Here is a 21,241-nt window from a genome sequence, read left to right on the forward strand (position 1 = left end):
CGAACCCTCGGGGTCGGATCCCTTTCCGCAGGAAAGGGCTCTGACCCCAACCACAAATGCTCTCTGGTGGGTGCGAACCTTGGTTCGCACCATGACGCCGGGCATGGTCCGGCGCTACCCGGCGCTCGCCACCCGTATCGCCAACAACTCGCCACCGCCCTGCAACGCGTGCCGCTGACGTTCGCCGGCCGCCAACCACGCGGTATCGCCGGCCCGTAGCGCGGGCAGGCCGCTGTCGGCACCGAACTCCGCCTGACCGGACAGCAGATGCAGCGCCCAGGCCACGCCCGGTTCGCAGAAGAAGAACATCGCGCCCACCAGCGGCCGGTGCAGCAGTTCGGCCTGCAGCAGCTCGCGCTTCCACATCAGGTTGAAGTCGTGGGTGGTGCCATCGACCAGTTCACCGTGCAGGGTTTCCTCGCCGGCAAAACGCACGCGTCCGTGTGGCGGCAACACCTCGGCCACGCGGCCATCGTCGAAGCGCAGGCGCACGCCATTGCCCTGCAGCAGTACCAGTTCGCGCTCCACGCCGGGGAAGGCGGAGAACGCGGCGTCCTGCTCGATCTCGGCCACCGACAGGCGCAGCGCCCAGTCATCGCCCTCCGCAGGCAGGCGCAGGATCTCGCGGGTCCAGCCAAGTCCATTCCGCCAGCGTTCGCGGCGATAGTCCAGGCTGGAAATGACCTGGCTCGGAGTGTGCAGCAGGGAGTCGATGTTCATCGGCGCATTGCATCATGCCGCGCGCCGTCGTGCATCACCGCGTGGCGAGCGTGCCCTGGCCACCACACTCCCCGCCCAGCAGCTGCGAGTGCTTCAGCCAGTCCTGGTCGGGGTAATACGCGAACACCATCGTGCCACCGCGCAACGCGTCGATGAGTGGCTTGGCCACCGACAGGCGCACTGCCGGGCAGCCCAGGCTGCGACCAAGCCGCCCCTGCAGCTGCGCGGTCGCCGGATTCACGTAGGGCGCGCCGTGGATGACGATGGCCCGTTCCCGCGCACGGTCGTTGAAGCCCGGTTCCAACCCCGCCAGGCGCAGCGAGTAACCATTGCCGCCCATGTAGGTTTCCTGCGCGGTGAACGCGCCGAGGCTGGACATGAAACTGCCATCGCGATTGGAGAAGTGCTCGGTGCGGTTCTCACCGCTGTTGCGGCCATGCGCCACCCATTCCTCGAACAGCAGGCGCTGGTGGGCCAGGTCGAACACCCACAGCCGCGGCTCGGTGGACGGCCGCGAGTAGTCGATCACGCTGAGGCGATCACCGTTGATGCCCAACTCCGGCCGTTGCAGTGCACAGCGCATGGCATGCGCGGCCAGTTGCAGCACGTGGCGGTCGGCCTTGGGCGCGCTGCGCGACAGCAGGGCAGCGAGATCATCGGCAGAGGTAGCGAGGGCAGGCGTCTGTGCCAGCGCCGGGGCGCTGGCCGAGGTCGCCAGCAGGCCGAACGCGGCCAGCCGGCACAGGCGGGATGCAGTCATGGGCACAACGAGGGGACTCAGTTGCCCTTGAGGGTGGACCCTGGCGGCTCGGATTCCAAGACCGGCTGCATTCCGGATTCAGCCGGGCTTGGGCGGACCGCCGGCAGCGAGGTGACCAGCAGGGTCGTGCCCGGCACCAGCACCTGGTACAGCTGGCGAGCGAAATCGGTCGGCAGCGCCATCGGCAGCGAGGGCGTGGCCAGCAGGTCCGGCGTGGCCTGGGCACGGTCCTGGCCCAGCAGCGGGTAGGCCGTCCACTGGTGCAGGCGCTGGTTCGCGTCCAGCGGGCTGGGGGTATCACTGTAACCCTGCCCCATCACGAACAGGGTGGTGCCCTGGAACGCCGGCAGCGCGTCGGCCTTCAACGGCGACTCGCCGATCATCACGCCATCGCGCAGCACGTACAGGCGCTGGTCGTGCAGGCTGACCAGGATGCCGACCTGCCCGGCCGGGGCCGCGCTGTCATCCCACCAGGCCTGCGCCGGCGCGCCGCCCTCGGTCTCCGGCAAGGCCTGGCCACGTGCGTTGACCGGCGCCAGCACCGACGGATAGGCCAGAGTCATCGGCGAGCTCTTGGCATCGGCCACGACCACGGTATCGCCGCGCTGGGTTTCGCTGAACAGCTTCTGCGCGAAGGCCTGCGGCAGGCGCACGCAGCCATGCGAGGCCGGATGCCCGGGCAGGCTGCCGCCATGCAGGGCGATGCCGTCCCAAGTCAGCCGCTGCATGTACGGCATCGGCGCGCTGTTGTAGAGGTTGGACTTGTGGTCCTTGTCCTTCTGCAGGATGGTGAACACACCGGTTGGTGTTTCGTGCCCGGCCTTGCCCGAGCTGATCGTGGTCAGGCCGATGGCGATGCCGTTGCGGTACACATAGGCGCGCTGCTCATCGAGGCTGACCACCAGCACGATCGGGCCGGTCGGCGAGATTTCCGGATGCCACAGGTATTCGCCCGGCTTCAGGTCGGTCGGCCCGCGTACCTCGGCGGTGGCCGCAGCGGCAGCCGCGGGTTTGGCGGCCGGCGTCGGTGCAGCGGCCTGGGCCAGCAGCGGCAGGGCCAGTGCAAGGGCGAGCATCAGGGTCGTGGGGCGATGCGGAAACATCCAGCGGGTGTCCTTTCCATGCGGAGCGGCCACCGTACACCATCGCCCCGTGGTGGCCGCGGCAAAACCGGGCGCCGGAAATGAAACTGCCCGGCGACACAGCCATGTGTCGTACCGGGCAATCGTTACGTCCCTGTCGGCCTGCTGCCGCCCCCTCGCATCCTGCGCTGTGGGGGTAGCGTTGCATCCTGCACGCGGCCGCGTCGGTCCTGTTTGTATCTCAGCCCCTTCCACAGGTCTGTGATGCCACCATCCTGGTGATTGGTGCCGCGTCCTGCGGCGGTCGGTGGGCACAGGCGTCCTGCCTGTGTCCGGTGAACCAGCTTCCTGCCGGTTCCGACGATTCCTGCTGTCAGCGCCTGGGTACGGTTCGCACCGGTACCGATCCGGGTACCGGATCCGCCGGCAACAACCTGTTGCCTACGGTGATCCGCTGTCGATTCCGTTCGACGATTGCATTCCCTATTCCCTTCACCTGCGTCAGGTCCTCGACGCGATGAAACGGGCCGTGTCTGCGCCGGTGCTCGACGATCGCCTCGGCCTTGGCGGCTCCGACCATCGTCAATCCCTGCTGCAGCGCCTGGGCATCGGCGCGGTTGATGTCGATCGGTTCGGCGGCATGCGCCCCAGCGATCCCCACTACCAGTACCAGCACCCTCAACACGACAAACCAAGGCACGACGTGTATCTCCTTGTGATTCTGGCCGTCCCGACCGGCAATCCCGTCGGCAGGAACAGTGTCCGTCACCACATGTGCACAGCCTATCGGTTTCCCGTATTTCCGTAAGCCAGCCAAATACCCGACGTGATGTAGGAAAAACCCTACCCCGGCACAGGCGTAGAATGGCGCGATCACAGCCCATGCAACCGGAGTTTCAGATGGACAGCGCCAAGCTCGGCCAATTCGTCAATGACAAGTGGGACAGCGAGATCGTCCCGCAGTTGGTCGACTACATCCGCATTCCCAACAAGTCGCCGATGTTCGACGCCAATTGGGTGCAGAACGGCTACATGGAACAGGCAGTCACCCTGATGGAGAACTGGGCCAAGGCCCAGCAGCTGCCGGGCCTGAAGGTTGAAGTGGTGCGCCTGGAAGGCCGTACCCCGCTGATCTTCCTGGAAATTCCGGCCACCGGCGCCGAAACCGGCGACGACACCATCCTGCTCTATGGCCACCTGGACAAGCAGCCGGAAATGACCGGCTGGGACGACGACCTCGGCCCGTGGACCCCGGTGCTGCGCGGTGACAAGCTGTACGGCCGCGGTGGCGCCGATGACGGCTACGCCATCTTCGGCTCGCTGGCCGCCGTGCTGGCGCTGCAGGCCCAGGGCCTGCCGCACGCGCGTTGCGTGGTGCTGATCGAAGCCTGCGAAGAATCGGGCAGCTACGATCTGCCGGCCTACGTCGACCACCTGGCCGACCGCATCGGCAAGCCCTCGCTGGTGGTCTGCCTGGATTCGGGCTGTGCCAACTACGACCAGCTGTGGTGCACCACCTCGCTGCGCGGCCTGACCGGCGGCAATTTCACCGTGAAGGTGCTCAACGAAGGCGTGCATTCCGGCGATGCCTCCGGCGTGATCCCATCCAGCTTCCGCCTGCTGCGCCAGATCCTTTCGCGCATCGAGGACCAGGACACCGGCCGTATCCTGATCGAGGGCATGAACGTCGAGATCCCGGCCGAGCGCCAGGAGCAGGCCAAGCGTGCCGCCGAAGTGGTCGATACCGAGATCTTCGAGAAGTTCCCGATGGTCGACGGCCTGCGCCCGATGAACGAGGACCTGACCGAGCTGGTGCTCAACCGCACCTGGCGCCCGGCGCTGTCGGTCACCGGCGTCGGCGGCATGCCGCCGCTGGAATCGGCCGGCAACGTGCTGCGCCCGCAGACCTCGGTGAAGCTGTCGCTGCGCCTGCCGCCGACCGCCGATGGCAAGACCTGCGGCGAGCTGCTGAAGGAAGCGCTGCTGCGCGACCCGCCGAACGGCGCACAGGTCACCCTGGACCTTGAAAAGGCCTCCACCGGCTGGAACGCCCCGGCCATGGCGCCGTGGCTGACCCAGGCCATCGACGACGCCAGCCAGGCCTTCTTCGGCAAGCCGGCGATGTACATGGGCGAGGGCGGCTCGATCCCGTTCATGGGCATGCTCGGCGAGAAGTTCCCGGGTGCGCAGTTCATGATCACCGGCGTGCTCGGCCCGCACTCCAACGCGCACGGCCCGAACGAATTCCTGCACATCCCGATGGGCAAGAAGGTCACCGCCTGCGTATCCAAGGTGATCAGCGAGCATTACGCCGCCAGCCTGCGCGGCGAGACCAGCGGTTCGCCGGTGGCCGCCGATAGCGGCACCCGCCACGGCGACCACGGCTGCTGCTGATCCGGCACCCGTGACGGACGCAGCCTGGCCTTGCTAGGCTGCGTCCACACTCAAGCGGAATCCGCGCGCATGAATGGTCTGTTCGGCAGCAGCAGCTGGCTGTACATCCTGCTGGTGGGCTTCTTCGTCGGCCTGCTCGGGCGCTTCTTCATGCCCGGCAACAACCGCATGGGCTGCCTGTTGACCATCGTGCTGGGCATCCTTGGCGCGCTGCTGGCCGGTTGGTTCGGCCAGTACATGGGCTGGTACGCCCCCGGCGAACCGGCCGGTTTCCTCGGTGCGGTGGTGGGCGCGGTGGCCGTGCTGGCCGTCCTGCGCCTGTTCAGCGGCCGCCGCTGAGCCCGCATCCCCTTCCCTTCCTGTTCCCGACGTTGGCGCGCCCGGCGCGCCCGGATATGCCTGCATGACCGAACCCGCCTCCGATCCCCAGCGCAGCGCGCAGCGCCTGCAGTGGGCCCGTACCCAGCTCGAAGATGCCAATGCAGTGGTCGAACGCGCCTCGGTCGATGCCGGCATGCGCAGCTACTGGCGCACCACCAGCACGCGCGGCAGCCACATCGTGATGGACGCCCCGCCGGGGCTGGAAGATCCGCGGCCGTGGCTGCGCATGCGCGGCCTGCTGCACGACAACGGCCTGCGCGTGCCCATGCTGCTCGCCCAGGATCTGGAGGCCGGCTTCCTGCTGCTGGAAGACCTCGGCGGCCCGACCCTGGCGAAGATCCTCGACGAGCGCAATGCCGATGAATGGTTCGACCGTTCGATCGAACAGCTGCTGCGCCTGCAGGCGATCCCGGTGCCGGCCGACTTCGGCCAGTTCGGCGAAGCGCTGCTGCAGCGCGATGCCGGCCTGTTCGACGAATGGTTCCTGCAGCGCCACCTGAACCTGGAACTGGACTGCGGCGAGATTGAAGGGCTGCAGCTGGTGCACCGCCGCCTGATGGACAACGCGCTGGGCCAGGCCCAGCTGATGACCCACCGCGACTACATGCCGCGCAACCTGATGCCAGTCGACGACGGCCCAGCGGTACTGGACTTCCAGGACCTGGTGCGCGGTCCGATCGCCTACGACGCGGTAAGCCTTTTCAAGGACGCCTTCCTGAGCTGGCCGCTGCAGCGCGTGGACGAGTGGCTGGCGCAGTACCACGAGCGTGCGTGCGGTGCCGGCCTGCCGGTGCCCGACCGCGCCACCTTCCTGCGCGATGCCGACTGGATGGGCATCCAGCGCCACGTGAAGATCCTCGGCCTGTTCTGCCGCCTGCGCTACCGCGACAACAAGGGCCATTACCTCGACGACGCGCCGCGCTTCATCACCTATCTGGATGAAGTGCTGCCACGCTATCGCGAACTGGCGCCGCTGCAGCAGTTGCTGGAAGACCGCATCAAGCCGGCGCTGGCCGAGCTGGCCGCACCGATGCGCGTGGCCCGATGAAAGCACTTGTCTTTGCTGCCGGCCTCGGCGAGCGCATGCGCCCGCTGACCCTGCACACGCCCAAGCCGTTGCTGGAAGTGGCCGGAAAGCCGCTGATCGCCTGGCACCTGGAACGCCTCGCCGCACTCGGCGTGCGCGAGGTGGTGGTCAATACCGCGTGGCTGGCCGAGCAGTTCCCGACCACGCTGGGCGATGGCAGCCAGTGGGGCCTGCAGTTGCACTTCGTGCACGAAGGCGAGACCCCGCTGGAAACCGGCGGCGGCATCCTCAACGCACTGCCGGTGCTGGGCGACGCCCCGTTCCTGGTGGTGAACGGCGACATCTGGACTGATTTCGATTTCGCCACGCTGCCACGAGAGCCGCAGGGCCAGGCGCACCTGGTGCTGGTCGACAATCCGGTGCAGCACCCCGACGGCGACTACCGGCTGGACTCGCAAGGCGTGCTGCATCACGACCGCGAGGGCCCGTGCCTGACTTATGCCGGCATCGGCGTCTATCGCCCTTCCGTCGTGGCCGATTGGCGCGCGGTGATCGGTGATGCGCCGGGCAGCGAGCGGGTGCCGCCGAAGTTCTCGGTGGTGCCGCTGCAGAAGCATTTCATGGCGCAGGGGTTGATGACGGGGCAGCACCATCGCGGGCGTTGGACCGATGTGGGTACCGTGGATCGCCTGCGCGCGCTGGATGTTGAGTTGGCGGCGAACGGCTGAGCCCCTCGTGGCTGGACGTTTTGAGAGCAGAAGCCTTGCTTGGCCGGGCGGGGTGGGCCCGCGGGGGACGCCGTGAACCCGTCCCTGGGGGCTTGGCCGCGGCATCCATGCCGCGGACACCCCCGCGAACCCACCCCGCCCGGCCTCTGACAGTTTCCGTGGGCGTCCAGCCACGGAAGAAAGAAAGAAAAGCAGAAGCGGGTCGCTTCGCTGCGCTTGCTCAGGTGTCGACCAAGGTCGACACCCACCAACAGCTGCGGGAACCTGTCGAAGGCGGGGTGGGGGGGGGGGGGGGGGGGGGGGGGGGCGGGGGGGGGGGGGGGGGGGGGGGAGGGGGGGGGGGGGCGGGGGCGCCCCCCCCCCGCCCCCCCCCCCCCCCCCCCCCCCCCCCCCCCCCCCCCCCCCCCCGCCTCCCCTCAGGAAGCCAGCCTTTGACGTTGACGTTGCCTCGGCTTCGGCTTCGGCGGGTGCAGGGCGCAGCCCTGCAAACAAACCCCACCCTCAGTAACGAGGCCGGCCTTCTTCCAGCACCTGGCGCAGGAACGGCACGGTGATCCGCCGCTTCGCCGCCAGCGACTCGCGGTCCAGCCAGTCCAGCAGCGTGATCAACCCACCCAGCTCGCGCCCGGTGTGCGACAACAGCCACTCGATGGCCGCCTCGTCGATCGCCAGCCCACGGCGCAGCGCACGCTCGCGCAGCACCGCCGCACGGCCCTCTTCGTCCAGCGGCTGCAACAGCACGCGCACGCACTGGCCCAGCCGCGAACGCAGGTCCGGCAGCAACAGGCCCAGTTCTTCCGGCGCCTTCTGCGCCGTGTACAACACGGTCACCCCCGCGGCGCGTGCGCGGTTGTGGAAATCGAACAGCGCAATCTCGTCCTCGCGATGGCCGGCAACCTCATCCAGGCCATCCAGCGCCACCAGCTCGCGCACCTCCAGCCCATCCAGCGCCGCACGCACGCGGCCGGCCGCACTGGCCAGCGGCACGTAGGTCGGCAGGCGCCCGGCCTGCTCGGCGCTGGAACACATCGCCAGCGCCTGGTGGGTCTTGCCCGTGCCCGCCGCACCTTCCAGGTAGACCCAGTCGTGGCTGGCACCCACCGCGATCGCGCGCAGCTGCGCCAGCGCGCCATCCGGCGCGCCGATGAAGGTCTCGAGGCGCTGGTCCCGCGGGTAATGCAGGGCCAGCGGCAGTTGCGGCACACCCATCACTTCAGGTCGGGGCCCTTGTCGTTCGGAATGATGATATGGGGGGCATCGACCACGCCATCAAGCACGATCGAAGGCTTCTCGCCCACGTACAGCTCGCTCTGGCGATAACGCTGGTGCGCATAGCGCAGCAGCACGTTGGTCACCGCCGCCACCGGCAGCGCCAGCAGCATGCCGAGGAAGCCGAACAGCTGGCCACCAGCCATCACCGCGAAGATCACCGCCACCGGGTGCAGGCCGATCTTGTCGCCGACGATGCGCGGGGTCAGTACGTAGCTTTCCAGCAGCTGGCCCACGGTGAACACCACGCCGACCAGGATCAGCAGCTTCAGGTCAAAGCCCTGCGCCTGCACCAGTGCGGCGATGATCGCCATCAGGATGCCGGTGGTCGCGCCCAGGTAAGGGATGAAGCTGATCAGGCCGGCAATCAGGCCGATCAGCAGGCCCAGCTTCAGGCCAACCAGCGACAGGCCACCGGCATAGATCACGCCCAGCGCCAGCATCACCAGGAACTGGCCGCGGATGAACGCGCCCAGCACCTCGTTGGATTCACGCGCCAGCGCGCTGATGGTGCCGATCTGGTTGCGCGGAATCACCGACGCGACCCGCTCGACCAGCTTGTCCCAGTCGCGCAGGAAGTAGAACGCCAGGATCGGCAGCAGCAGGATGTTGACCACCCAGGTCACCATCGCAAAGCCCGAGCGCGAGACGTAGCCCATGAACGTAGTGGCGAAGCCGCCGGCCTGCTGCCAGTGGCTGCGCACCCATTCGATCAGGCGGTCCGGGTCCAGCCACTGCATCACTTCCAGGCCGGTCTTCTGCTCGAACCAGGGAATGCCCTTTTCCATCAGCCACGCCTGTGCCTGCGGCGCGACCGCGATCAGGGTGGTGATCTGGCGCTCGATCATCGGCACCAGCACCAGCAGCAGCGCCACGATCACCAGCACCATCGCCGCGAACACCAGCACCACGCCGGTCATGCGCGAGCGGCCGGTGGCCTCGATGTGGTCCACCAGCGGGTCACCCAGCCAGGCCAGCGCCAGCGCCAGCACGAACGGGGTCAGGATCGGCGCCAGCAGCCATACCACCCAGCCGATCAGGCCGGCGAACAGGATGTACTTCAGGCGACGCAGGAACTGCGCGATTTCCGCTTCCGGGGTCAGAGTCATCGCAGGCGGTACTCGTTGCTGACCGGCGGGGCCACCGGAGCCCCGGTGGTGTCATCGATTGGCGTCGGCAGGGCAGGCAGCGGTGCGCTCGGCACCAGTACGCCGTTGTCGCCCAGCATGCGGTTGAAGCCTGCCAGGCCGGTGGTCATCTCCAGGCTCAGCTCCAGCTGGCCGGCCGAAGCGTGCAGCGGGGTGACGTTGCGCACCACCGGTACCTCGCGCAGGCCGGCAGCCAGCCGCAGGTAGTCGTCGGCACTGTTGATGCCGGTGACCACCACGCGGTAGGTCCCGGCCTGGCCGACGGCGGCGCCCGCCTTGGCATAGCGCTTGACCAGCGCATCGGCGGCGCCGTCGGCACCGGCGGCCATCGCACGCATGGCGTTGGCGTCCTTGCTGGTCCACTTGTTCAGTTCGCGGCCGTTGTCGACGAACACCCAATCCGCCTGCCAGCCGCCATTGGCCCGGTACAGCTTGCCGATCAGCTGCATCGGCGGCGAGTAGCGCGAGGAGGCACGGGCCACGGCGGCACTGTCCTGGCGCCAGATGGCCCCGGCCAGCGCCTGTTCGGCAGCCCCCCCAGTGGGCAGCCCCAGCTTGTAGCCACGCTCGATGGCGCGGTTCAGCAACGGCCGAGCGGCGTTGGCCTGCTGCACGCTGACCAGGCGCGGGCCGCTGCCATCGTCGACGGCCAGCCACAGCACCGGCTTCGGTCGCGGCTGCGGCCACAGTGGCAGGCCCAGCGCCGACACCAGCGAATCCACGTCGTCCTCGCGGAAGCGGGCCACCAGCAGGGTACGGAAGCTGGGGGCGCCGTTGGCGCTCACGCTCTGGTCCTGCTTGTAGTCGTAGCTGGCCACGTAGTCCTTGGCGTTGCGCAGCGCCTGCACCACGCCAGGGCGGGACATCACGCTGCGGTCGCCGGACAGCTTGCCCAGTACCACGCTCAGGGCGCGGGCCAGGGCGCCGTTGCGATCGGCCTCGGCTTGGCTGTTGACGGGCACTTCGGCCTCGTACGCGCCACTGGCGGTGGCGACATCACCCTCGGTGCGAAGGCCGCTCTGGGCCATCGTGGCCACCGGCAGGCTCAGCGCAAGGAGCAGGGTCAGAATCAGGCTGCGGCGCATCAGGACATCCATTGGCTCGACGTATCCGGGGGAATTGTTGCCCGAATACGGCCTTTGCGCCAATGCGGCCTGTTAAAATCGCCCGTTCAACCCCTGCCAGCGCCGACGCCCGTGACCAACACCCCGTCTTCCGCCCCCTCCCCCCTCACCTACCGTGACGCGGGTGTCGACATCGACGCCGGCAACGAACTGGTCGAGCGGATCAAGCCCCTGGTCAAGCGCAGCTTCCGCCCGGAAGTGATGGGCGGCCTGGGTGGCTTCGGCGCCCTGTTCGACCTGTCCAACAAGTACCGCGAACCGGTACTGGTGTCGGGCACCGACGGCGTGGGCACCAAGCTGAAGCTGGCCCACCAGCTGAACCGCCACGATACGATCGGCATCGACCTGGTCGCCATGTGCGTAAACGACGTGCTGGTGCAGGGTGCCGAGCCGCTGTTCTTCTTGGACTACTTCGCCACCGGCAAGCTGGACATCGACACCGCGGCGGCGGTCGTGGGCGGCATCGCCAACGGCTGCACCGAGGCCGGCTGCGCGCTGATCGGCGGCGAAACGGCTGAAATGCCCGACATGTATGCCCCGGGCGAGTACGACCTGGCCGGCTTCACGGTCGCTGCGGTAGAGAAGAGCGAGCTGAAGGACGGCGCCAGCGTGGCCGCTGGCGACGTGCTCATCGGCATCGCCTCCTCCGGCCCGCACTCCAACGGCTACTCGCTGGTCCGCCGCATCTACGACCGCGCCGGCCGCCCGGCCGATCTGGAGCTGGAAGGCGGCGTGAAGCTGGTCGATGCGCTGATGGCACCAACCCGCCTGTACGTCAAGCCGATCCTGTCGCTGCTGAAGTCGCATGGCGAGGCCATCCATGGCATGGCCCACATCACCGGTGGCGGCCTGACCGAGAACATCATCCGCGTGGTGCCCGACGGCCTCGGCCTGGACATCCAGGCGTCGTCCTGGACCCTGCCGCCGGTGTTCCAGTGGCTGCAGAAGGAGGGCGCGGTGGCCGACAGCGAGATGTGGCGCACCTTCAACTGCGGCATCGGCTTCGTGCTGATCGTCGCGCCGGACCAGGTGGCTGCGGTGTCCGAGGCGGTCAAGGCGCAGGGCCTGGAGCACTGGACCATCGGCCAGGTGGTCACCGCCGAAGGCGCCGAGCGCGTCCACATCGGCTGAGCCCGGCAACCAGGAGCCCGCATGGACGCATCGCCCCCCTTGTCGCCCGCCCCCGTGCCGCCGCCGCTGGTGACGGTACCGCCGTTCAGCGCGCAGGATGCCGACCACCTGCGCATGCTGGTCATCGCACACTACGTGGTCGGTGGCCTGATCGTGCTGTTCTCGCTGATCTTCATCCTGCACATCGTGATCGGCATCGCTGCGTTGACCGGCAGCCTGCCGATGAAGTCCGGCGGCGAGCCCTCCTCGCCGGAGGAACAGCGCCTGATGGGCTGGGTGTTCACTGTTCTCGGCTGCGGCGTCGTGTTCGGCGGCATCGCGCTGGGCGCGTTCGTGGCCTATGCCGGCCGCTGCCTGGCCCGCCGTCGCCGCCATCTGCTGTGCCTGATCGCGGCTGGCCTGGCCTGCCTGTTCACGCCGGTCGGCACGGTGCTGGGGGTGTTCAGCCTGATCACTCTGCTGCGTCCGCAGGTCAAGGCTGCCTTCGACGCTCCCACCACGACCGCATGACCGCCTCAAGCAATCCACCGCCACTGCCGCATCGGACCCTGGCGCAGCTGCAGCGGGTCAGCCATCTGCAGACACTGAGCGTGCTGTTCTACGCCCTGGCCGGTTTCCACTGGGTCGCCGCAGTGGCGTTCCTTGGCCTCAGTGGATGGGTGGCCCACTCACGCGGGCTGGACGATGCCTGGCTGCTGACCACAGTCTATGCCTCGATCGCCCTGCTGGCTGCGTTGCTGGGCTTCGTGCAGCTGCATACCGCGCGCCTGCTTTCACGCCGCACGGGCCTGGCCTGGTGCCAGCGCGCGGCGTGGCTGGCTGTGCTGGCTGGCCCACTGGGCATGGCGTTGACCGCCTATGCCTGGGTGTTCCTGTGCAAGCCGGAGATGGCTGCGCTGTTCGACCGCGGCGACCATCTCAGTGTCTGAGCCCGTGGGCAGACAGCCGCCCTTCCCTGATCGACCCGACATGTCCTCGCCCGCCTTCTCAACGACCGTCTCACCCACCCGCCACCGCTTCTCGGGCCCGAAGAAGCTGGCCTTCGCCGCCGTACTGGCGGTCTTCGCGATCAGCTGGATCCACCCGCTGTGGCCCACCGAGCAGGCCCTGCACAGCACGTTGACCGTGGTCGGGCTGGTCGCCCTGCTATGGGTCGACCGTCGCGGTGGCTGGCTGGGCGATGGCGCTTTCATCGCCATCTGCGGCTTCATCGCCCTGCACTGCGTGGCGGCGCGCTGGCTGTATTCCAACGTGCCCTACGACGCCTGGGCGCAGGCGCTGACCGGCTGGTCACCCAATGCGGCGTTCGGCTGGCAGCGCAATCACTTCGACCGCCTCATCCACTTCCTGTTCGGTGTCTGCTTCACCCCCGCGCTGCTGCAGCTGGCGCGCCACGCGTGGCCAGCACTGCGGCTGGGCCAGGCCTTCACCCTGGCGGTGATGACGGTGATGTGCGCCAGCCTGGTCTACGAATGGTTCGAATGGGCCATCGCGCTGGCGCTGTCTCCGGATGCCGCCGAGGCCTACAACGGCCAGCAGGGTGACCTGTGGGATGCGCATGCCGACATGCTGATGGCGACCGTCGGCAGCCTGTTGACCTGGCCACTGATCCGCCGGAGTTCCCTGCAATGACCGCCCCAACCCGCATCGCCGTGCTCGCCTCGGGCCGCGGCAGCAACCTGCAGGCCATCCTCGACGCGATCGGCAGCGGCCGCCTGCCGGCCAAGGTGGTCGGCGTGTTCTCCGACCGCCCCGCTGCAGAATCACTACAGCGCGTCGCACCGGCCCTGCGCTGGGCGCATGCGCCGAAGGCGTTCAGCGACCGCGCCGCCTACGAGCAGGCACTGGGCAATGCGCTGGCAGCAGTACAGCCGGACTGGATCGTCTGCGCCGGCTACATGCGTATCCTGGGTCCGGCCTTCGTGCAGCGCTTCGCGGGCCACCTGGTCAACATCCACCCGTCGCTGCTGCCGCTGCACAAGGGCCTGGACACCCACGCGCGGGCGCTGCAGGCCGGCGATGCCGAGCACGGTGCCAGCGTGCACCTGGTAGTGCCGGAGCTGGATGCCGGAGCCGTACTGGCGCAGGCACGGGTTCCCGTGCTGCCGGGCGACGACGCGCGCAGCCTGGCCGAGCGGGTACTGGCGGTGGAGCACCCGCTGCTGATCGCTACGCTGCAGCTGCTGTGCGCGGGTCGCCTGACTGAACGGGAGGGCCAGCCCTGGCTGGACGGTCACCCCCTGTTTAGCCCCCTGGCCCTAGATTCCGCCGGAAACCTGAACCAGTAACGCCCTTGCACACGCCCCGCTGACTGCGGGGCTGGCATCCTGCCCCCTCCTGCGGCCCCTGTCCCCCATGAAGACCACGACGCTGCTGTCCACTTCACTGCTGTTGTCGCTTGCCGTGCTTCCCGGCGTGGGCTGGGGCCAGGCGCAGCCGCCTGCTGCTTCACCGGCACCGCCACCCGCACCCACTGCGCTGCCACCGAACGAGCCCAGCGTGCCGCTGTTGCCGGCACTGGCCTGGGAGCCGCCGCCGCTGCAGCCGTTCACCGCCACCTACCAGGCCTTCTACAAGGGCAAGGAAGCAGGTGATGCCAGCATGCAGGTCACCCACACCGGCGGCAGCCAGTGGCGGGTGGACATGCAGGTGGTCGGCCGCCGCGGCTTTGCCAGCGTGCTCGGCCTGAACATCGAGCAGAGCACGGTGTTCGAAGAGCGCAGTGGCGTCTACGCACCGCTCAGCCAGAGCACGGTGCGCAAGGGCCTGTTCCTCGGCAAGAAGGCCGTGGGCACCTACAACTGGCAGGCCGGTACCGCGCAGTGGACCGGTGACGTCAAGAAGGAACGTGCGCAGCCGATCCCGCTGCAGCCGGGCGACCAGAGCGCACTGCTGATCAACCTGGCGATCATGCGCGACGCCCGCCCGGGCGCCGCCATGCATTACCGCTACGTGGACATGGGCAAGGTCCGCCAGCACGATTACCAGGCCGCGCCGCAGACCGAGAACGTCGAGGTCGGCGACCTGTCCTACAACGCGCTGCGGGTCTACCGGACCAACGGCGGCAACAACGAAACCATCCTCTGGATCGCCAACGGTGTCCCCACCCCGGTGCGCATCCTGCAACGCGAAGACGGCGAAGACCGCGTCGACCTGCGCCTGATCGAATACCAAGGAGTCTGAGCATGAACACCCTGACCCGCCCCCTCACCTGGATCGCAGCCGCTGCCCTGACTGTGGCCAGCCTGCCGGCCATGGCGCTGGAGCCGTTCAAGGCCGACTACCTGGCCAGCTACATGGGCATGCAGGCCAACGGCACCATGACCCTGTCCAGCGAAGGCGCCAACAAGTGGCGCTACAGCCTGCAGGTGAAGAACCAGCTGGCCGACCTCAGCCAGAGCACCGTGTTCGAGGAAGTGCGCGGCCAGCTGCGCCCGCTCAGCAGCCAGGACCGTTCGGCCCTGCTGGTGAAGAAGCGCAACGTGCAGGCCACCTACAACTGGAGCAGCAACCAGGCCACCTGGACCGGCGACATCAAGCCGGACCGCGCCGGACCGATTGCTCTGAAGTCCGGTGACATGGATGCGCTGCTGATCAACCTGGCGATCGCCCGTGACCTGGCGGCCGGCAAGCCGCTGACCTACCGCATGGTGGACGAGGGCCGGATCAAGAACATGACCTACCGCGTGATCGGCAAAGAGTCGATCACCGTGGGCGGCAAGAGCTACGAGGCCACGAAGGTCTCGCGTGCCGATGGCAACAAGGAGCTGATCGCCTGGATCGTACCGGACTTCCCGGTGCCGGCGCGGATGCTGCAGCGTGAGAGCGGCCGCGATGCGCTGGACCTGACCATCAAGGCGATGAACTGAGCGCCCGCGGTCGGATCCCTTTCCAACGGGAAGGGCTCCTGACCCCGACAGCGACCCGGCGCCTTCATCCACGCATGGCGTGGATCTACCGTAAAAAAACGCCCGCTTTCGCGGGCGTTCTGCTTACTTCTTTTCGTCGGCCGCGGCCGGCGTGAACTCGGTGCGGCAGTCCACGCGGATCTGCTCGCCGGTGCTGCGCCAGACAAACGTACGGCAATGGCGGTTGCCGTCCTGGCTGTCGTTCACCGCAACCGCATAGAACGACTCGATGATCTCGTCACGCGTGACCGTGCCGTCGCCGTTCCAGTCCATGTCCTTCTGCTCGATGCCCTGGGTGATGGCGATGTTGGCGTACCAGGCGTAGCCCAGCCACGCCAGCACGATCAGCACCAGGGCCAGCAGCGCCTTGCGGCGCGGGCTGAACTTGCCGCGCAGGATCATGGCACGCGCCGGATGGTGGCGCCGAGCGAAGACAGCTTCTCTTCGATGTTCTCGTAGCCACGATCAAGGTGGTAGATGCGGTCGATGGTGGTGTCGCCGCTGGCCATCAGGCCGGCCAGGATCAGCGACGCCGACGCACGCAGGTCGGTCGCCATCACCGGTGCGCCACTCAGGTGCTCGCTGCCACGCACGATGGCGGTGTGGCCTTCGACCTGGATGTCCGCGCCCAGGCGCAGCAGTTCGTTGACGTGCATGAAACGGTTCTCGAAGATCGTTTCGTTGATCACGCCCACACCGTCGGCCACGCAGTTGAGTGCCATGAACTGCGCCTGCATGTCGGTCGGGAACGCCGGGTACGGAGCGGTGGTCAGGTTGACCGCCTTCGGCCGCTTGCCCTGCATGTCCAGGGTGATGCTGTCGTCGGTGGTGTCGATCTTCGCACCGGCCTCGACCAGCTTGGACAGCACGGCATCCATGGTGCTCGGGCGCGCACGGTTCACCGTGACCTTGCCGCCGGTCATCGCCGCAGCGACCAGGAAGGTGCCGGTCTCGATGCGGTCGGGCAGCACTTCGTGACGGCCACCGGACAGGCGCTCGACGCCTTCGATGACCAGGCGGGCGGTACCCAGGCCTTCGATCTTCGCGCCAAGGGCGATCAGGCAGTGCGCCAGATCGGTCACTTCCGGTTCCATCGCGCAGTTGTCGAGGATGGTGGTGCCTTCAGCCAGCACCGCGCCCATCAGCACATTCTCGGTGCCGGTGACGCTGACCATGTCGAAGGTGAAGTGGCCACCCTTCAGGCGCTTGGCGGTGGCCTTGATGAAGCCGTTCTCGACCACGATCTCGGCGCCCAGCGCCTGCAGGCCCTTGATGTGCTGGTCAACCGGGCGCGAACCGATCGCGCAGCCGCCGGGCAGCGACACTTCCGCCGCGCCGAAGCGCGCCAGCAGCGGGCCCAGCACCAGGATCGAGGCGCGCATGGTCTTGACCAGCTCGTACGGCGCAACATGCTGGTTCACCGAGCGCGGATCGACCACGATCGCACTGCCACGCGACAGCGTGCCCTGGTCGATGGTGACCTTGGCGCCCAGCTCGCCCAGCAGCTTCACCGTGGTGACCACGTCGTGCAGGTGCGGCACGTTGGTGATCTCCACCGGCTCATCGGCCAGCAGGGTCGCGCAGAGAATGGGGAGGACGGCGTTCTTGGCGCCGGAGATGCTCACTTCACCGTGCAGCGCAGCGCCGCCGGTCACAACGATCTTGGCCATGTATTCGGGATCTTCTGCGGTTCAGCCGGCTTCGGCCGGGGTCACGGTTTTCAGCGCCAGCGCGTGGATCGCGCCGCCCATCAGGTCGCCCAGGGTGGCATACACCATGCGGTGGCGGGCCAGCGGCATCTTGCCGGCGAAGGCCTCGCAGACCACGGTCGCTTCGAAATGCACGCCATCGTCGCCCTGCACGTCGGCGCGGGCGCCGGGAAGGCCGGTTTCGATCAGATTGCGGATGGTGTCGGCGTCCAACGGGCTTTCCTAATAAAATGTGCCTCCATTCTACTTCCGCTGCGTGGCGTCCGCATGGCCGAATCCCTGTTGCCCCCCCGTTCCGTCGATCCTGCCGGCCTGGTCGCCAGCGGCCGCCGCGTCTTCGAGATCGAGCGGCAGGCGCTGGATGCGGTGGCCGACCGCCTCGGCGAGGCCTTCCAGCAGGCCTGCCAGGCGATCCTGGCCAGCCGTGGCCGGGTGGTCGCCACCGGCATGGGCAAGTCCGGGCATATCGCCCGCAAGATCGCCGCTACCCTGGCCTCTACCGGAACGCCGGCGTTCTACGTGCACCCCGGCGAAGCCGGCCACGGCGATCTCGGCATGATCACCGAGGACGACGTGGTGCTGGCCCTGTCCTATTCGGGCGAATCGGACGAGGTGCTGATGCTGCTGCCGGTGCTCAAGCGCCAGGGCAACGTACTGATTTCCATGACCGGCCGTGCGCAGTCCAGCCTGGCTACCGCCGCCGACGTCCACCTGGACGTGAGCGTGCCGGCCGAGGCCTGCCCGCTGGCGCTGGCGCCCACCTCCAGCACCACCGCCTCGCTGGCGATGGGCGATGCGCTGGCCGTGGCCCTGCTCGACGCACGTGGCTTCACCGCCGATGACTTCGCCCGTTCTCACCCGGCCGGCAGCCTCGGCCGCCGCCTGCTGCTGCACATCACCGACGTCATGCACACCGGCGACGACCTGCCCAGCGTGGGCGCCGACGCCAGCCTCAGCGAAGCGCTGATGGAGATGAGCCGCAAGCGGCTGGGCATGACCGCCGTGGTCGACGCCGACGGCGTGCTGATCGGCCTGTTCACCGACGGCGACCTGCGCCGTGCGCTGGACAGCGCGCTGGACGTGCGCACCGCGAAGATCGCCGATGTAATGACCCGCAACCCGCGCACCATCGGCGCCGACCAGCTGGCAGTGGAGGCCGCCCGGCAGATGGAAACCCAGAAAATCAATGGCCTGATCGTGGTTGATGGCCAGGGCCGCGCAGTCGGCGCCCTGAACATTCATGACCTGTTGCGGGCCCGGGTGGTTTAACCGACAGTCCATAGACCCCATTCAGTCTGTAACGCCGCACCCGCCCACAACGAGCCTGCCGCCCTGATGCCCTGGTCCCCCCTGCCCGCCTTCCCCGCCCACCTGCATGCCGCTGCGGCCCAGATCCGCCTGGCCTGCTTCGACGTGGACGGCACCCTCACCGACGGTCGGCTGTACTACGACAAGGACGGCAACGAGAGCAAGGCGTACTTCGTGCAGGACGGCCTGGGCCTGAAACTGCTGCAGCAGCACGGCATCCATCCCGTGCTGATCACCGCGCGCAACAGCCAGTCCGCGCTCAAGCGCGGCGCCGACCTCGGCATCGATACCCAGATCGCCGTGGGCGACAAGCTGGCCAGCGTGCAGGCGCTGTGTGCGCAGCACGGCATCGGCCTGGAACAGGTGGCGTTCATGGGCGATGACCTGCCCGACCTGGCGCCGCTGGGTGCGGTCGGCCTGGCCGTGGCCCCGGCCAACGCCCACCCGTGGATCGCCGAGCGCGTGCACTGGCAGACCCGCGCCGATGGCGGCCGTGGCGCAGCCCGTGAGCTGTGCGACATCCTGCTGGCCGCTCAGGGCCGCGTGGATGCGGTGCTGGCGAGGTTCGGCGCATGAACCTGCCCACCTTGAACTGGCGCACCCTGCTCGGCATCGGCCTGCTGCTGGCGGCACTGCTCAGCAGCTGGGCGGCGCTGCGCAACCGCGACAAGGGCCCGGCCAGTGCCGGCCAGGAGGTCGGCGTGGATTACATCCTGCATGACTTCCAGATTGTCGCCCTGGATGAGCACGGCAAGGAATCGACCACCCTGCGCGCACCGCTGCTGGAACGCCAGCGCGGCGACCAGACCATCAACATCGCCACCCCGCTGTTCGAGATGCCGGACAAGGATGGCAAGCACTGGACCCTGCGTGCCGAGACCGGCTGGCTCAGCGCCAAGGGCGACGAGATGAAGCTGCGCGGCAATGTCGCCGGCGACAGCCCGGCGGGCCCGGGCGTGGTGCCGACCACCTTCCGCACCGACCACCTGGACGTGTTCCCGAAGGAGAACCGTGCCCGCACCGATGCGCTGGTCACCATGACCCGCCCGGGCATGGAACAGTCCGGCGTCGGCTTTGAGGTGGATTCGAAGAACAACACGTATCATTTCCTCAGCCAGTCCAAGGGCCGCTACACGCCCAAACGCTGATTCCGCCGCCAGCCCGCGACGTCTCCGGACAGGCGCAGGGCCGGCAGCCCCACCCTCCGCCCCCCGGCCCGCCCGGGAGGCCCTCACCGGTAGAACGGACCCCGATGAAGATTCCCTTTGCCGCCGTACTCGCGCTCGCTCTTCTTGTCCCCAGCGCCGCCTTCGCCAAGTCCACCGACCGCAACGAAGACATGCACATCGATTCCGGCGCCCAGTCCGGCATGCTCACCGGCGACGGCAAGACCGTGCTGTCGCAGGGCGTGATCATCACCCAGGGCACGCTGGACCTGCGCTCGTCCGAGGCCGAGATCTACCTCAAGGACGGCGAGGCCGTGCGCGTGGTGTTCACCGGCAAGCAGGCCAAGATGAAGCAGCAGCTTGATGACGGCACCTGGATGGACGCGCTGGCTGACCGCATCGATTACGACATCAAGACCGAGATCATCACCCTGACCGGCAACTACAAGGTCACCAGCGCGCGCGGCACCAATGCCGGCCAGCGCATGGTCTACAACACCCGTACCGGCGAGATGAACTCCGGTGGTGACGGCAGCCGCGTGCGCACCGTCATCCCGCCGAAGAACAAGACCCCGGCCGCGCCGGCGGCACAACCCAGGGCCGCCACGCCGGCACAGCCGGCCGGGAGCAAGAAGTAATGCTCGTCGCCAAGGGCCTGCGCAAGACGTACAAGCAGCGCGAAGTGGTCAAGGACTTCGGGCTGACCCTCGATGCGGGTGAAGTGGTGGGCCTGCTCGGCCCCAACGGCGCCGGCAAGACCACCTGTTTCTACATGATCGTCGGCCTGGTCGCCGCCGATGCCGGCAGCATCGTGCTCGACGGCAAGGACATCACCGGTGACCCGATGTACACCCGCGCCAAGCAGGGTGTGGGCTACCTGCCGCAGGAACCCTCGGTGTTCCGCAAGTTGACCGTGGCAGACAACATCCGCCTGGTGCTTGAACTGCGCGAGGACCTGGACTCGGCCGGCCGCGAGCGCGAATTGAACGGCCTGCTCGACGAACTGCAGCTGGGCCATGTCGCCGATCAGCTCGGCGCCAGCCTGTCCGGTGGCGAACGCCGCCGCTGCGAGATCGCCCGCGCACTGGCCGCGCAGCCGCGCCTGATCCTGCTCGACGAACCGTTCGCCGGTGTCGACCCGATTTCGGTCGGCGAGATCCAGCGCATCGTCACCCATCTCAAGCAGCGTGGCATCGGCGTGTTGATCACCGACCACAATGTGCGCGAGACCTTGGGTATCTGCGACCGCGCGTATATCCTCGCCGAGGGCAGCGTGCTGGCCCAGGGTTCGCCGGAGGCGATCCTGGACAATGCCGACGTGCGTCGGGTCTACCTTGGGGATTCCTTCAAGCTGTGACTGCGGTCGCCGGGTCCCTTTCCTTCCTT

26 protein-coding genes are annotated in these 21,241 nt (G+C 68.1%); 16 read left to right on the plus strand and 10 right to left on the minus strand.

Annotated features, from left to right (window positions below; all coding sequences use genetic code 11):
- Positions 1-114: 114 nt before the first annotated feature.
- The 4 genes from V3B41_RS06645 to V3B41_RS06660 form a co-directional block, all read right to left on the minus strand.
- Positions 115-720 carry a HutD family protein gene (locus V3B41_RS06645; protein ID WP_049429352.1) on the minus strand — a complete coding sequence of 202 codons (606 nt, stop codon included), beginning with the start codon at positions 718-720 and terminating at the stop codon, positions 115-117.
- Positions 721-754: 34 nt separating this feature from the next.
- The gene (locus V3B41_RS06650) at positions 755-1,480 is read right to left on the minus strand and encodes a murein L,D-transpeptidase catalytic domain family protein (RefSeq protein ID WP_004147404.1); all 726 of its coding nucleotides are present in this window, start codon (positions 1,478-1,480) and stop codon (positions 755-757) included.
- Between the two features lie 17 nt (positions 1,481-1,497).
- Positions 1,498-2,583 carry a L,D-transpeptidase gene (locus V3B41_RS06655; RefSeq protein ID WP_329860549.1) on the minus strand — a complete coding sequence of 362 codons (1,086 nt, stop codon included), beginning with the start codon at positions 2,581-2,583 and terminating at the stop codon, positions 1,498-1,500.
- Positions 2,584-2,935: 352 nt separating this feature from the next.
- Entirely contained in the window at positions 2,936-3,262 is a 327-nt protein-coding gene (locus V3B41_RS06660) for a helix-hairpin-helix domain-containing protein (protein WP_049429368.1), read from the minus strand.
- Between the two features lie 200 nt (positions 3,263-3,462).
- On the opposite strand from V3B41_RS06660, the gene V3B41_RS06665 reads away from it, so the two are divergent.
- From V3B41_RS06665 to murU, 4 genes are all read left to right on the plus strand, one after another.
- Positions 3,463-4,956: a M20 family metallopeptidase gene (locus V3B41_RS06665; RefSeq protein ID WP_100443776.1), complete on the plus strand. Its 1,494-nt coding sequence runs from the start codon at positions 3,463-3,465 to the stop codon at positions 4,954-4,956.
- A gap of 69 nt (positions 4,957-5,025) precedes the next feature.
- The gene (locus tag V3B41_RS06670; RefSeq protein ID WP_005415577.1) at positions 5,026-5,295 is read left to right on the plus strand and encodes a GlsB/YeaQ/YmgE family stress response membrane protein; all 270 of its coding nucleotides are present in this window, start codon (positions 5,026-5,028) and stop codon (positions 5,293-5,295) included.
- 64 nt (positions 5,296-5,359) lie between these two features.
- Positions 5,360-6,385: a phosphotransferase gene (locus tag V3B41_RS06675; protein ID WP_197633073.1), complete on the plus strand. Its 1,026-nt coding sequence runs from the start codon at positions 5,360-5,362 to the stop codon at positions 6,383-6,385.
- Complete coding sequence (gene murU, locus V3B41_RS06680) at positions 6,382-7,092, plus strand: N-acetylmuramate alpha-1-phosphate uridylyltransferase MurU (protein WP_049429349.1); 711 nt, start codon at positions 6,382-6,384, stop codon at positions 7,090-7,092. The genes V3B41_RS06675 and murU overlap by 4 nt, the downstream gene beginning before the upstream one ends.
- A gap of 501 nt (positions 7,093-7,593) precedes the next feature.
- Here murU and hda read toward each other — a convergent pair.
- From hda to V3B41_RS06695, 3 genes are read right to left on the minus strand one after another with little or no spacing between them, the layout of a single operon-like run.
- Positions 7,594-8,301, minus strand: coding sequence for a DnaA regulatory inactivator Hda (gene hda, locus V3B41_RS06685; RefSeq protein ID WP_049427455.1), 708 nt, complete (start codon positions 8,299-8,301; stop codon positions 7,594-7,596).
- On the minus strand, positions 8,301-9,470 hold the full coding sequence (locus V3B41_RS06690; RefSeq protein ID WP_295546662.1) for an AI-2E family transporter: 1,170 nt from the start codon (positions 9,468-9,470) through the stop codon (positions 8,301-8,303). Before V3B41_RS06690 ends, hda begins: the two co-directional genes overlap by 1 nt.
- Positions 9,467-10,606, minus strand: coding sequence for a DUF2066 domain-containing protein (locus V3B41_RS06695; protein WP_049427460.1), 1,140 nt, complete (start codon positions 10,604-10,606; stop codon positions 9,467-9,469). The genes V3B41_RS06690 and V3B41_RS06695 overlap by 4 nt, the downstream gene beginning before the upstream one ends.
- A gap of 99 nt (positions 10,607-10,705) precedes the next feature.
- Between V3B41_RS06695 and purM the strand changes: the two genes are divergently transcribed.
- The 7 genes from purM (at position 10,706) to V3B41_RS06730 (ending at position 15,633) form a co-directional block, all read left to right on the plus strand.
- Positions 10,706-11,764 carry a phosphoribosylformylglycinamidine cyclo-ligase gene (gene purM / locus V3B41_RS06700; RefSeq protein WP_049427462.1) on the plus strand — a complete coding sequence of 353 codons (1,059 nt, stop codon included), beginning with the start codon at positions 10,706-10,708 and terminating at the stop codon, positions 11,762-11,764.
- A 21-nt stretch (positions 11,765-11,785) separates the two neighbouring features.
- Complete coding sequence (locus tag V3B41_RS06705; protein ID WP_295546658.1) at positions 11,786-12,274, plus strand: hypothetical protein; 489 nt, start codon at positions 11,786-11,788, stop codon at positions 12,272-12,274.
- On the plus strand, positions 12,271-12,693 hold the full coding sequence (locus tag V3B41_RS06710; protein WP_295546655.1) for a hypothetical protein: 423 nt from the start codon (positions 12,271-12,273) through the stop codon (positions 12,691-12,693). Before V3B41_RS06705 ends, V3B41_RS06710 begins: the two co-directional genes overlap by 4 nt.
- Positions 12,694-12,733: 40 nt before the next feature.
- Positions 12,734-13,396 carry a DUF2238 domain-containing protein gene (locus V3B41_RS06715; RefSeq protein WP_285310442.1) on the plus strand — a complete coding sequence of 221 codons (663 nt, stop codon included), beginning with the start codon at positions 12,734-12,736 and terminating at the stop codon, positions 13,394-13,396.
- Positions 13,393-14,052 carry a phosphoribosylglycinamide formyltransferase gene (gene purN / locus V3B41_RS06720; RefSeq protein WP_295546651.1) on the plus strand — a complete coding sequence of 220 codons (660 nt, stop codon included), beginning with the start codon at positions 13,393-13,395 and terminating at the stop codon, positions 14,050-14,052. Before V3B41_RS06715 ends, purN begins: the two co-directional genes overlap by 4 nt.
- A 67-nt stretch (positions 14,053-14,119) precedes the next feature.
- On the plus strand, positions 14,120-14,947 hold the full coding sequence (locus tag V3B41_RS06725; protein WP_049427470.1) for a DUF3108 domain-containing protein: 828 nt from the start codon (positions 14,120-14,122) through the stop codon (positions 14,945-14,947).
- 2 nt (positions 14,948-14,949) lie between these two features.
- A complete protein-coding gene (locus V3B41_RS06730) occupies positions 14,950-15,633 on the plus strand; it encodes a DUF3108 domain-containing protein (RefSeq protein WP_049427472.1) in 684 nt (227 codons plus the stop codon).
- A 123-nt stretch (positions 15,634-15,756) separates the two neighbouring features.
- On the opposite strand, the gene V3B41_RS06735 is transcribed toward V3B41_RS06730, so the two are convergent.
- From V3B41_RS06735 to V3B41_RS06745, 3 genes are read right to left on the minus strand one after another with little or no spacing between them, the layout of a single operon-like run.
- Positions 15,757-16,074 (minus strand): hypothetical protein, encoded by a 318-nt coding sequence (locus V3B41_RS06735; protein WP_049427475.1) that lies wholly within the window; start codon positions 16,072-16,074, stop codon positions 15,757-15,759.
- Entirely contained in the window at positions 16,071-17,342 is a 1,272-nt protein-coding gene (gene murA / locus V3B41_RS06740; RefSeq protein ID WP_049427476.1) for a UDP-N-acetylglucosamine 1-carboxyvinyltransferase, read from the minus strand. Before murA ends, V3B41_RS06735 begins: the two co-directional genes overlap by 4 nt.
- 21 nt (positions 17,343-17,363) lie before the next feature.
- A complete protein-coding gene (locus V3B41_RS06745) occupies positions 17,364-17,594 on the minus strand; it encodes a BolA family protein (protein WP_005408396.1) in 231 nt (76 codons plus the stop codon).
- Positions 17,595-17,648: 54 nt separating this feature from the next.
- Here V3B41_RS06745 and V3B41_RS06750 point away from each other — a divergent pair, with 54 nt between their 5' ends.
- The 5 genes from V3B41_RS06750 to lptB all read left to right on the plus strand — a co-directional run bounded on the left by V3B41_RS06750 (position 17,649) and on the right by lptB (position 21,212).
- Complete coding sequence (locus V3B41_RS06750) at positions 17,649-18,650, plus strand: KpsF/GutQ family sugar-phosphate isomerase (protein ID WP_197633064.1); 1,002 nt, start codon at positions 17,649-17,651, stop codon at positions 18,648-18,650.
- A 66-nt stretch (positions 18,651-18,716) separates the two neighbouring features.
- Positions 18,717-19,265, plus strand: a complete 549-nt coding sequence (locus V3B41_RS06755; RefSeq protein ID WP_049427480.1) for an HAD hydrolase family protein — start codon at positions 18,717-18,719, stop codon at positions 19,263-19,265.
- Positions 19,262-19,837 carry an LPS export ABC transporter periplasmic protein LptC gene (gene lptC, locus V3B41_RS06760; RefSeq protein WP_049427482.1) on the plus strand — a complete coding sequence of 192 codons (576 nt, stop codon included), beginning with the start codon at positions 19,262-19,264 and terminating at the stop codon, positions 19,835-19,837. The genes V3B41_RS06755 and lptC overlap by 4 nt, the downstream gene beginning before the upstream one ends.
- A gap of 104 nt (positions 19,838-19,941) precedes the next feature.
- On the plus strand, positions 19,942-20,493 hold the full coding sequence (gene lptA, locus V3B41_RS06765) for a lipopolysaccharide transport periplasmic protein LptA (protein WP_049427484.1): 552 nt from the start codon (positions 19,942-19,944) through the stop codon (positions 20,491-20,493).
- Positions 20,493-21,212, plus strand: a complete 720-nt coding sequence (gene lptB, locus V3B41_RS06770; protein ID WP_049427486.1) for an LPS export ABC transporter ATP-binding protein — start codon at positions 20,493-20,495, stop codon at positions 21,210-21,212. The genes lptA and lptB overlap by 1 nt, the downstream gene beginning before the upstream one ends.
- The last annotated feature ends 29 nt before the right edge of the window (positions 21,213-21,241 follow it).

The sequence above is a fragment of the Stenotrophomonas sp. SMYL89 genome (assembly GCF_036319985.1).
Lineage (GTDB): Bacteria > Pseudomonadota > Gammaproteobacteria > Xanthomonadales > Xanthomonadaceae > Stenotrophomonas > Stenotrophomonas maltophilia_Q.